Below are 12,048 nucleotides of genomic sequence, written 5' to 3' on the forward strand. Positions count from 1 at the left end.
AGGTAATTCCTTAAGAAGGGTAAAAGATCCTGTTTTTCGTTTATGATTGTGCTCATGTTCAAAAAACTGGAATGGAATAAGTGTTATATTTGTATTGAACAAAAAGCCGAAAAGTATGAAAGATATTTCATCCACCATAAGATTTCTAAAAAGAAGCTTAGAGGCGACAGCAGCCTCCGAGGGTATGATTTGGTTGGAACTTCAGGTAGGCAAGATTAAAGCGGATAAGGGCTCAATGAAGCTATTTTTATCCTTTAGTCAGGCATCCCGTCATTTTTCCAAAAGTCCATTAAACTTATCAAATCAAGACTTACTAGATGCAGAGAAAATCAGAACGGGTTTCTCTCCACAAAATTGGACTAACCTGCAAACGGCAAGGGCCATACTGGTATTGGAAGCACTGTCTGAGGACAGTGAGAAATGGCTCGGAGATATGGAAAAGCTTTTTGAATCAGCAGACATTCATGAGCAAGAGGCATTGTATGCTGCCTTGCCCATTTATCCTTTCCCGGAAAAGTTTGTGAAGCGTGCGGCCGAGGGACTTAGGAGTAATATGACCTCGGTTTTTGATGCCATAGCTTTAAACAATCCTTATCCGGCAGATTATCTGGTAGAGCAAGCATGGAACCAGATGGTCTTGAAGGCCATTTTTATGCAACGCCCCCTCTATCAGATTATTGGTATTGATCAACGGTTGAATAGTAGCCTGGCCAAAACTTTGGTTGATTACGTTCATGAACGCTGGTCGGCCAACAGGAATGTAGTTCCGGAATTGTGGCGGTTTGTCATTCCTTTTGTTGATGAAGAAATTGTTGGCCTTCTGGAAAAGGTTTGGAAAAATGGAGATGATCTAGAAAAATATGCAGTAGGATTGACCTGCTATCACAGTGACAACATTGCCGCCAAAGGGCTTTTGGATAAACATCCGGAAATTAAAAATAAAATAGAGAAAGGAGAAATAAGTTGGGAGCAAATTGGCAAAGATTATGAAGCAAAAAATTAATTCATTGTAAAAGTTTGCCGTTTTCACTTGAAATTCCCCGTTCATTTGTTATCGTTATGATTTGCATTTAATTTAACATAGGTTAGCATATAAATTTGAAGCGTTATGATGTACATAGATCCACATATACATGTTACTTCCAGGACTACTGATGATTATGAAGCCATGCAAAAAGCTGGAATTGTAGCTGTAATTGAGCCTGCATTTTGGTTAGGGCAAGCTAGAACTAAAGTTGGTAGTTTTCAGGATTATTTTAGTAGTCTTGTTGGCTGGGAACGTTTCCGAGCCAAACAATTTGGGATAGTGCATTATTGCACCATGGGACTCAATTCCCGGGAGGCCAATAATGTAGCCTTGGCAGAGGAGGTAATGGAACTCCTTCCTCTTTATGTAAGCAAAGAAGGCGTAGTTGCCATCGGAGAGATTGGTTATGATGATCAGACCGAAGCTGAGGACAGGTTTTATCGCCTACAATTGGAGCTTGCGAAAGAAGTAGACTTGCCAGTAATGATCCATACCCCCCATAGAGACAAGAAGAAAGGCACCATCCGAAGCATGGATGTAAGTGAAGAGCATGGTCTGGCTCCTGGGATGGTCATTGTTGACCATAACAATGAGGAAACGGTAAAGGATGTGCTTGACAGAGGTTATTGGGCAGCATTTACAATTTACCCCCATACCAAAATGGGAAGCGAACGAATGGTTGACATCGTTCGTCAATATGGTCCTGAACGTATCATTGTAGATAGTGCAGCGGACTGGGGCATAAGTGACCCTCTGGCGGTTCCCAAAACGGCAAACCTGATGCGAGAAAGAGGAATTCCTGAGGAGCATATAATTATGACTTGTTATGGAAATGCCCTTAAAGCCTACGGGCAAAGCGGACAGATGGATGAAAAGGATTGGTTGGAAAAAGAGCCAATCGATCAAACCAAAAAAATGGGGGGAAACACTGTATTGAGAGGTGGCCAAAACCCTCGTATAGAAAATGATTCCTCCAATATTATAGAGAATTAAATCCACAGATGTCATCTATTATTGCGCACATCAGACTCACCAGACCTGCCAACATTGTCACCGCAATTGCGGACATTTTAGCGGGTGCTGCCATTTCAGGAGCAGTTTACCTCTTATTACAAGAAATGGACGTCACAATTTTGAAGTCTATTGGTTGGCTGGTACTGTCTACCATAGGCCTATATGGTGGAGGGGTTGCCTTTAATGATGTCTTTGATGCGGAATTGGATAGGGTTGAAAGACCTGAGCGCCCCATCCCGAGTGGTCAGGCAACTATCAAGAGTGCTGGGATTATGGCGTTTTTATTGCTATTGATAGGTGTATTGGCAGCTTGGCAAGTAAGTGGTTTTTCTGCCCTTATTGCTTTATCCGTGGGTTCACTCGCGGTTTTGTATGATGCCTGGGGAAAACACCAGAATGTTTTTGGCCCGATAAATATGGGGCTATGCCGAGCAGGCAACTTGCTACTAGGGATGAGCTTGATAGAAGGTGCCGTAGAAACCTATTGGTACATCGGACTTATACCTTTGCTTTATGTATCGGCCATTACGATGGTGAGTCGTGGAGAAGTTCACGGAAAGAATACTACTGCGCTTAAAGCAGGATTGGTGATATATGGGATTATAGTCGTATCCATTTTCTTATTGGCCTATATGAATATCGAAAATTGGTGGGAAAGCCTGCCATTTCTGGCCTTACTAAGCTATTTTATTTTTCCACCATTGGTTAAAGCATTGAAATATAAGGAGCCGTCATTAATTGGTAGGTCTGTAAAAGCAGCAGTGTTGGCTTTAATTATTGTAAATGCAACAATAGCAGCCGCTTTTGCGGGTTGGATAGTAGGATTGGTTATTTTACTATTATTACCGTTATCTTTGCAATTGGCCAAGAGTTTTGCGGTTACCTAGTGAACCAAAAAAGGGTTAGATTACTTATATATTATGAAGCAAATGGTTCTTAGGGACAATCATAAATAAAATGAATAGAGTGGCGCATAAATCAATAGAACAAGTTTTCAGTGTTCCTTTCAGTTATCAAGTGTTTTTTACAAAAGCATTGTTTTCATTGAATAATAATCTTTTTGCAGACTTGGTAAGTGGGCATAAAATCCCTAAAGTTTATTTTGTTTTAGATGGGGGAGTGGTAGACACCCACCCTGATCTGATCACGGAAATAAAGAACTATGCTGAGAGAAATAGTGCGTTTTTTATGCTATGTGCAGGCCCATTGGTAATCCCAGGTGGCGAGCAGGTGAAAAACAACCAACAATACTTTCAAGAAATACTTAAAGCTACCGACGAATACGGTATTGATAGGCATTCTTATATTGTAGGTCTTGGTGGTGGTGCCCTATTGGATATGGTTGGTTTTGCAGCTGCCATCGCCCATAGAGGGATCAGACATATCCGGATTCCAACCACAGTCCTATCCCAGAATGATTCAGGTATAGGGGTAAAAAATGGCATCAATGCCTATGGTAAAAAGAATTACTTAGGCACATTTTCACCTCCTTATGCGGTTATCAATGACAGTGATTTCTTACAAACACTGGCGCCCAGAGATTGGAGATCTGGTATATCTGAAGCTTTAAAAGTGGCGCTTATCAAGGATGCCTCTTTCTTCGTATGGATAGAAGGGCAGGTAGACGACCTTCTCGATAAGAGGAATCCTGCAATGGAAGAATTAATTTATCGCTGTGCACAAATGCATATGGACCATATCGCTTCCGGGGATGCCTTTGAAAGTGGCTCTTCCAGACCGTTGGATTTTGGACATTGGGCAGCACATAAATTAGAGCACCTTACAGACTATAGAATTAGACATGGTGAGGCTGTGGCCATAGGGATTGCCCTGGATACCACCTATTCTTTTCTATCAGGGATACTTTCTGAGAATGAATTAAATCGAGTGTTAAAAGTGATAACTCATTTGGGCTTTGATTTGTACCTACCAGAACTGTCTGGAGAGGTATTGCTTCAAGGACTTGAAGAGTTTAGAGAACATTTAGGTGGAGAGCTGACCATCATGCTTCTAGATAAAATTGGACATGGCATTGAAGTACACGACATGGACACTGCTTTAATCATAGAAGCAATAGAAAAATTAAAAAATTTACAACTTGAACATCAAAAGGCCTGATCAAGGCTTATTGATTAAATAGCCCTCCAGCATATGCAAGTAGCCGAGTTTCATTTAACTTACTGTACCAATATTCATCCAGGAGAAAGTTGGGAAGCTACCTTTGACAACCTCAAAGAATACATCCCGAAGATAAAAGGAGAATTGTATGTTGACAAGGCTTTCGCAATAGGTTTGAGAGTTTCGGATGAGGCAAGTAGAGAATTGATTAAACCTGCGAGATTAGCAGAATTCAAATCCTGGCTAACAGCCAATAACTGTTATGTTTTTACGTTCAATGGTTTTCCTTTTGGGGGGTTTCACAGACAGGTAGTAAAGGATGAAGTCCATTTCCCTGATTGGAGCACCGATGCCAGGAAAGAATACACCCTGAGACTATTTACCATTTTGGCGGCTATAATGCCCACCGACATGGACGCAGGTATCTCCACTTCTCCACTAAGCTATAAATACTGGCACAAGACCTCAACAGACATGAAGCAGTTGATGGAACAATCTTGTTCGCATATTATGGAGGTAGTGGAATATCTATACCAATTAAAACTGGATCAGAATTTAGACCTTCACCTGGACATTGAACCAGAACCTGATGGAGTCATTGAAAACTCCTCAGGAATGATAAGTTTTTACAAGGATTGGCTAATTCCTATGGGCATACCGATCATGGTGGGAAAATTTGGCGTCTCAGAAGAGGTTGCCGAATCATTGATCAAAGAGCACGTTAGGGTTTGTTATGACGTTTGCCATTTTGCGGTAGGTTATGAAAACCATGAGGCAGTCCTGGATACTTTTCAAAAAGAAGGCATTAAGATTGGGAAATTTCAACTGAGCGCAGCTTTAAAAGCCAATATCCCATTGGAAGTAAGCCAAAGAAAGCCAGTAGAAAAAGCCCTGCTGCCATTTGTAGAATCGACTTATCTTCATCAGGTAATTGGCAGATTGGAAGACAATACTTTGCATGCTTATCCAGATCTTCCGGATGCGCTTCTGGATTTGGCCACCACGGTTGAACTTGAATGGCGCGTTCATTTTCATGTGCCTTTGTTTTTGGCTACATATGGACATTTACAATCTACCCAAGAAGATATTTTAAACGTCTTGAAATTGAACGGAGAGCGAAAATTGACCAGTCATCTGGAGGTAGAAACCTATACATGGGAGGTTTTGCCTGAGGACATCCATTTGTCTTTGGATCAATCTATTGCAAGAGAACTGAACTGGGTAAAAAACCATATTGAATGAAAAAGACGGTTGTATTGGATATAGTGGCGCTTTCTCAAAGAGTAATAGGAGCGCATACTCCATTTTTAAAAAAGTGGAGTGAAAAACGACAAACTTCAGCAATCCAACCTGTACTACCGGCAGTTACTTGTTCTTCTCAGTCAGTATACCTTACAGGCAAATGGCCTGAGGAGAATGGAATCGTTGGCAATGGCTGGTATTTTAAAGATGAATGTGAAATAAAATTCTGGAGACAGTCCAATCACCTGGTTCAGTCTTCCAAAATTTGGGACGCATTAAAGGCGGAAAATCCTGAATTCACTTGTTCCAATATGTTTTGGTGGTACAATATGTACTCTTCAGTAGACTATGCTGTGACACCAAGGCCATTGTACCCTTCTGATGGTAGAAAGTTGCCTGATATTCACAGTCAGCCAATGGGCTTAAGAGACCGCCTGCAAAAGGAATTGGGTCAATTCCCCTTGTTCTCTTTTTGGGGGCCCAATGCCAATATTGCTTCAAGTAAGTGGATAGCAGAAGCTTCTATGAAAGTAGACGAATGGCATGATCCAACTTTGACTTTGATTTACCTACCCCATTTGGATTATGCCCTGCAGAAATTTGGGATTGATTTTGATAAGATAAGTAAAAGCTTGAATGAAGTGGATGCTTTATGTGAGCGCCTGATTACTTATTATGAAGACAAAGGGGCAGAGGTGATTTTACTGTCTGAGTATGGCATTACTTCTGTGAACCAACCAATCCATATCAATAGGGCTTTGAGAAAAGCTGGATTTATTGAAGTGAAAGATGAGTTGGGATTGGAAACACTTGATGCAGGCACAAGTCGTGCTTTTGCAGTTGTAGACCATCAACTGGCACACATTTACGTCAAAGATGACAAGGATTTAGCTGAAGTTAAGAATATTATTGCCGCTTTACCTGGGGTGGATAAGGTATTGGACAAGGAAGAGCAAAATGATTTCAAATTGAACCATGAAAGGACTGGTGATTTGGTGGCTGTGGCAGATAAGGATTCCTGGTTTACCTATTATTATTGGCTGGACGATAAGGTAGCTCCAGATTATGCCAGAACGGTGGACATACACCGCAAACCTGGGTATGATCCTGTAGAGATGTTTGCCAATCCGGACATTAAATTTCTGAAAGGAAAATTGGGGTGGACCCTGTTGAAAAAGAAATTGGGTTTTAGGTACCTGATGGATGTTATTCCTTTAAAAGCTGACCTGGTCAAAGGCTCACATGGGAGGATTCCTGAAAGTGAGGAAGACTGGCCTGTTATGATCAGAACAAAAAGGGATAAAGGAGAAGGAAACGTTGATCCAACCGCTGTTTATTCCATTATTTATGATGTTGTTAATAGAAAATGACCTGATACTGTTATTTTCTACTTATTAATATTAATTTAGAAGTGTTATGAGTAAACCCTGGAAGTATTTCTTTGGAAGCTGGTCAATAATATTTCTGTTATTCAGTTATTGGCAGATCAATGATCCAGACCCACAGTGGTGGATTCCTATTTACCTGATAGCGGCTACTACGGCAGGATTTGCCTTTTTTGGTAAGTTTAATGTGAATCTATTGGTAATACTTACTTTTACTTACCTAATAGCATCCATCTTTTTTTGGCCTGAAAATATCTTTGGATGGGTGGGGCAAGAGTGGCAGCAAAAAGACCTTTCGATGAAAACAAACGCCATGGAAATCAACAGAGAGTTTTTTGGTTTAGTTATCTGTTCCATGGTATTTGCATTAGAAGCCATCAAAGGGAGAAGTCTAAAATTAAAGGATTAAGATTAATCAATTATTATTCAAATGGCCAACTTCTGGCTGAAACAATAGTGTATTCAACATGATGAAAAAGTACGATGTTACGGGCATAGGAAATGCTCTGGTAGATATAGAATTTGAGGTTAGTGATGCCTTTTTGGATAAATATGGTATTGAAAAAGGGTTAATGACTTTGGTTGATGAAGAGCGCCAAGGTGAGTTGATGTCAGCAATTAACACCAAAACATCAAAATTACAATGTGGAGGCTCAGCTGCAAATTCCATAATAGCCGTAAGTCAATTTGGAGGAAAATCTTACTATTGTTGCAAGGTTGCGAACGACGAATTGGGAAAATTTTTCACAGATGACTTAAGAGAATCTGGCGTCAATCACAACCTCGATCCTTTTAAGCTAGAAGAAGGAATTACCGGAAAGTGTCTCGTGATGGTAACTGCGGATGCGGAACGAACGATGAATACTTTTCTGGGGATTACCGAGCAATTTTCTACTTCACAACTTAATGAGGAAGCGATAAAAGCCTCAAAGTATTTATACATTGAAGGATACCTTATCACTTCGCCCAATGCCAGAGAAGCCATGTTGGCCGCTAAAAAAATTGCAGAAGCAAATGATGTAAAAGTGGCGCTAACTTTTTCTGATCCAGCCATGGTCAAATATTTTGGTGATGGTTTTAAAGAAGTAATCGGCTCTGGAGTGGACATGCTTTTTGCAAATGAGGAAGAAGCCATGCTCTATACAGGAAAAGACAATTTGTCTGAAGCCAGTGAGGCCATGAAAAAATTGGCCAAGCATTTTGTCATTACCCAGGGGAATAATGGAGCGTTGATATATGATGGGGACACTTTTATAGATATTGCCCCTTACCCTACTGTAGCCGTTGATACCAATGGTGCTGGTGATATGTTTGCTGGTGCTTTTATGTATGGCATTACCAACGGGCATTCTTATGCCTCCAGCGGTAAATTGGCCAGTATGGCTTCTTCAAAGATCGTTAGCCAATTTGGGCCAAGACTTACCTGGGAAGAAGCAAAAGCTGTTTTGACCAGACTTCAGCCTTAAAAAATAGTATCGGAAGCATCTAAAACCCCTAAGATTGAAAGGTTTTAGATGCTTTCTTTTATGTGCTCAATCATCCAATCCGTAATTTTTTCATAGTCATAATTGGGATTGGCTTTTCCCCATTGTTCACAAGAATAGATGCCTTGGTACCCACTTTCTTCAAAAATGCGAATGCATTTCTGGAAGTCGTAGGTGATGTGTTCCATTTTATCTGAGAAGTCCTTTGCTTTAGCTGAGACCAACCTGGTGAATGGCGCAATGTGTTTTAGCGAATCGAACATGAGCTGATTGGTGGGATAGTTTCCGAAATCGGCCAAAAGGCCTATGTTGTCTATAGGCACATCTTTAATTATGCTGGTGTGTTGCTTATAGTCTGAAAACAAATCATTATGGTTCTCAATTAATATTGCTATCCCTTTAGAATTGGCGTATTTAGTTATTTCATTGAGAGAAAGAACAGCCTTGGAATAAGATTTTTTCATTGACTTTACCCGTACTGCCTCGCATTGAAGTGATTTGGCAACATTCACCCAGTTTTTAACTTCTACTACTGCTTTTAACCGATTTTCTTCCAGTGGGTCGGATGGATCGAATTTTCCTTCAGATTGCAGGTTTATTAATTTACATCGCTCCTTTTTTAGGGACTTTTTTAAATCCTTCAAATAATTCTTACTAGTTGATTCAAAATGGGGCGTCCACATTTCAACATTATGTACCTTAAACCGGTCAACAAAATATTCAGGAGTACCTAATAGGGTCAATTCATTCTCCAAAACTTGATTCTTCGGCTTGGTTGCTTCAAAACGATTTCGGAAGACAACCGTCGTTAAGCCAATGCGATCCATCTTGTCCTTTCGAGGGGTAGCAAGGCTGGCGTAGGGCATACCTGCAATAGCAGCTGCTGAAAGTACCGTATGGGCGACAAATTTTCTCCTTTTCATGGGCGGGTTAATTAAGAAATAGATGGAAGTGTATTTTCTACAATCGCATGTACAATGGTCCTATAACCTAAATGTACGGTTTTAGTCGGGTGGAAGAGTTGGATCATTTAATAAGCAAATTTCTAAACAACCATGGTTTGGCATCCGCAGCGTATTTATCCTCCCCTACAATATCCAAATCCCCATCCCCATCCATATCTGCTATTGTCCCTGAGTAAATGCCTTTACCTTCGGCAACTAAAATGGATTCTTTAAACACACCATTTTCATTGATATATATTCTGATTTCCCGATTGTCCCAAGCCACAGCAGATATGATATCCAAATCTCCATCATTGTCCATATCAGCAAGTTTTGCACAATGCGCTTTGTTATAATCTGATTTTACCACATGCTTTTTCCATTCGGTTACTGCTTCTGGATTTTCTGGACATTCATACCAGGCAAGATCGTAATTGTCCCCTCCGTATTTCTTAAAATGTTCAGCAGGGGATAATAAAACATCCGGTCTGCCATCATTATTAATGTCGCCAACTTCTTCCTTGGTCGCTTTATTCACTACCTTGAAACCCGCTTCTATATCAAATCTTATAAATTGGCCATTTTTAGGGTCTTTAGGTGCCTTAAACCAATGTCCAGTCATGGTGATGTCCGGTATTCCATCCGAGTTGATGTCGCCAACAGCCAGCCCTTCACCTGCCTGGCCTTCATAGACTGTCTTGGTTTGCCAGTCTTCTTTTTCATTCTGGAAAATGATCTTTAAAGATTCCGGATTTTTATGACGTATTACCACATCTTTTTTACCATTCAGATCCATGTCTGCCAATCGCATGTCATTGGCATGAAAACCTTCAATACTCGAAATTTGAATAGGCTCCCATTGCTTGTAAACCTTTCTTTTTCCTGGGTTTTTTAGAAGATAGACATTGATAGGGCCTGTGGAATGACCATCATTGCTAAATACCAAGTCAATGTCTCCATCATTGTCCATGTCTGCACATCGCGCAGAGCCAATGAAATCATCAAATTCTACAGGGATATTGAAATCATGCCTTTCCCATTCTCCTTTTTTAGTTTGCTCAAACCAGGCTAGGGTAAAACGATCGTCTGCGTGAACACCTCCTTCTAGCACCACTACATCCAATCGCCCATCTTCATTCAAATCTGCGACATCCAATGCACTTACTCCAGAAACGGAACCTTCACTGACATCTATAGGCTTAGCAAAGGAGGGTGATTGAGCCTTGACAGACAGCATTGTAAAGAAAAATAAAGCCGTGCTTGCCTGAATTATAAGGTTGTTTTTCATCTTGTTTTAATTTGTCATTCATCATATATGCCGGATGAAACTACCTGAGAAAGGTCAGAAAATCCCATTGCATCCTTCGTCTAAATGATTGTTGAGTTGCACTTATTTCCATAAGAATGCGAACTGAAATATTAAACCCAAACTGTCCACATTGGAAGGGAAATCCAGAGGTAAGGAATTAGCTACAGATCGTCAATTATCAATTTCATCGAATTCCAGTTAAGAATGAAAAGGCTGACTAATATTAACAAATTTGATCTGTAAAACGATGAATTTTAGCGTTTTTATGTTCCAATTTGCTGTGAAGGCTAATATTCTTCAATTATAAGCTACATATTTAAAAGGATATGCGGAGCCAATCAAGCTGTCATTTTCAGAGGGGATATAGTCGAATTTAAAATTTATAACTTTGAGATCAAGAGCATTATAAACCACCACTTGTAGGATGTCTTCACCTATCGGGGTAAGCACATAGTCTGGGGAATCTGGGATGGTTGTTTTTATTGTACCACTGAATGGAATCGGGTAGCTTAATTTAAGGTAATATTTGTCTTCAAAGAGAAAGGAATCACTAATCTCCGGATACAGGTGATTGTAAACCTGCTGGCCTTCAATTGACAAACGCTCAAAATGGAGTTTCCCATCCAAAAATATACGTTGGATAATACTATCCCCATTTACTAAGGTGTGAAAACCATCTGCTGGTGTTTCTGGTTCAAGGCTTGAATTGTTTGGTTCTGGACCGTTGGACTTATTGTTTATGGACACTTGTTTTTCGCTCTTGAGATTGCAACCAAAGAGAATGGTAAACAATGAAAAAACAAATATGAGGTGAATGACTGGTGGCATTAGTTTTTTTTCCATGCCCTGGTCATTTCTTTCTTACCCAGAGGTCCTGGTACCTCGTCCAGGGTCAGGTTAAGAGATTGTAGGTTTTTTTTGAGGTTGGCAGCAGCGCTATAGGTGACAAAAGCTGCTGAAGGATTCATAACCTTCTCAATTTTCTCCAAGATGGCCATTTCCCATAGCTCAGGTTGTTTTTTTGGAGAAAATGCGTCAAAAAATACCAGGTCTGTAGGATAAAGTTGGACCTCTTGCAAGGTGGTTTTTTCTTTTTTAATATTGAAATAGTCCGTCATTGGCATTCCCTTGTCCCATTCCATCTGGTGAAGACGCTTAAAATAGCCATTAAAATGGGTCAATGTTTCATCCATTTGGGTGAAATTCAGCGCCTCATAAATGTCTTTTTCAAGCGGGTAGGGTTCGATCGTATGGTAAAGTACCGGCACCTGGTTCTGCTCTGCCCAGATTAGTGTCAGCCAGGCATTAAGCCCAGTACCAAAACCTACTTCAAAGATTCTGATAGGGAATTTTCCTCGATTTCTTGCATACCAGGCCTCCAGCCCATACAATAAGTACACATGGATGGATTCTTTGAAAGCACCATCTGAAGAATGGTAACTTTCATTGATTTCGGGAAGGTAGACAGAGTGTGATCCGTCTTCCGTGGTTATTATTCTGGGGGCTTGTTTTTCCATGGTTAGTG

12 protein-coding genes are annotated in these 12,048 nt (G+C 40.4%); 8 read left to right on the forward strand and 4 right to left on the reverse strand.

What is annotated here, in order from left to right; translation table 11 throughout:
* Positions 1 to 115 precede the first annotated feature (115 nt).
* From AC0L7T_RS03115 to AC0L7T_RS03150, 8 genes are all read left to right on the forward strand, one after another.
* The gene (locus tag AC0L7T_RS03115) at positions 116 to 1,003 is read left to right on the forward strand and encodes an EboA domain-containing protein (protein ID WP_473341009.1); all 888 of its coding nucleotides are present in this window, start codon (positions 116 to 118) and stop codon (positions 1,001 to 1,003) included.
* Positions 1,004 to 1,108: 105 nt separating this feature from the next.
* Positions 1,109 to 2,020 carry a TatD family hydrolase gene (locus AC0L7T_RS03120; RefSeq protein ID WP_473341010.1) on the forward strand — a complete coding sequence of 304 codons (912 nt, stop codon included), beginning with the start codon at positions 1,109 to 1,111 and terminating at the stop codon, positions 2,018 to 2,020.
* Positions 2,021 to 2,028: 8 nt separating this feature from the next.
* Positions 2,029 to 2,928 (forward strand): UbiA-like protein EboC, encoded by a 900-nt coding sequence (gene eboC, locus AC0L7T_RS03125; protein ID WP_473341011.1) that lies wholly within the window; start codon positions 2,029 to 2,031, stop codon positions 2,926 to 2,928.
* Positions 2,929 to 2,998: 70 nt separating this feature from the next.
* Positions 2,999 to 4,159: a 3-dehydroquinate synthase gene (locus AC0L7T_RS03130; RefSeq protein ID WP_473341012.1), complete on the forward strand. Its 1,161-nt coding sequence runs from the start codon at positions 2,999 to 3,001 to the stop codon at positions 4,157 to 4,159.
* A gap of 33 nt (positions 4,160 to 4,192) precedes the next feature.
* Entirely contained in the window at positions 4,193 to 5,401 is a 1,209-nt protein-coding gene (gene eboE / locus AC0L7T_RS03135) for a metabolite traffic protein EboE (RefSeq protein WP_473341013.1), read from the forward strand.
* Entirely contained in the window at positions 5,398 to 6,771 is a 1,374-nt protein-coding gene (locus AC0L7T_RS03140; RefSeq protein WP_473341014.1) for an alkaline phosphatase family protein, read from the forward strand. The genes eboE and AC0L7T_RS03140 overlap by 4 nt, the downstream gene beginning before the upstream one ends.
* Positions 6,772 to 6,817: 46 nt before the next feature.
* Complete coding sequence (locus AC0L7T_RS03145; protein ID WP_473341015.1) at positions 6,818 to 7,195, forward strand: transmembrane 220 family protein; 378 nt, start codon at positions 6,818 to 6,820, stop codon at positions 7,193 to 7,195.
* A gap of 61 nt (positions 7,196 to 7,256) precedes the next feature.
* A complete protein-coding gene (locus tag AC0L7T_RS03150; RefSeq protein ID WP_473343343.1) occupies positions 7,257 to 8,252 on the forward strand; it encodes an adenosine kinase in 996 nt (331 codons plus the stop codon).
* Between the two features lie 44 nt (positions 8,253 to 8,296).
* Here the strand turns inward: AC0L7T_RS03150 and AC0L7T_RS03155 are convergent, their stop codons facing one another.
* The 4 genes from AC0L7T_RS03155 to mnmC2 form a co-directional block, all read right to left on the reverse strand.
* Entirely contained in the window at positions 8,297 to 9,193 is an 897-nt protein-coding gene (locus AC0L7T_RS03155) for a TIM barrel protein (protein ID WP_473341016.1), read from the reverse strand.
* 103 nt (positions 9,194 to 9,296) lie between these two features.
* On the reverse strand, positions 9,297 to 10,502 hold the full coding sequence (locus tag AC0L7T_RS03160) for an FG-GAP repeat domain-containing protein (RefSeq protein ID WP_473341017.1): 1,206 nt from the start codon (positions 10,500 to 10,502) through the stop codon (positions 9,297 to 9,299).
* 318 nt (positions 10,503 to 10,820) lie between these two features.
* Positions 10,821 to 11,366 (reverse strand): hypothetical protein, encoded by a 546-nt coding sequence (locus AC0L7T_RS03165; RefSeq protein ID WP_473341018.1) that lies wholly within the window; start codon positions 11,364 to 11,366, stop codon positions 10,821 to 10,823.
* Positions 11,351 to 12,040 carry a tRNA (5-methylaminomethyl-2-thiouridine)(34)-methyltransferase MnmC2 gene (mnmC2, locus tag AC0L7T_RS03170; protein WP_473341019.1) on the reverse strand — a complete coding sequence of 230 codons (690 nt, stop codon included), beginning with the start codon at positions 12,038 to 12,040 and terminating at the stop codon, positions 11,351 to 11,353. The genes AC0L7T_RS03165 and mnmC2 overlap by 16 nt, the downstream gene beginning before the upstream one ends.
* Positions 12,041 to 12,048 lie beyond the last annotated feature (8 nt).

Source organism: Cyclobacterium sp. 10D3-21 (genome assembly GCF_055809755.1).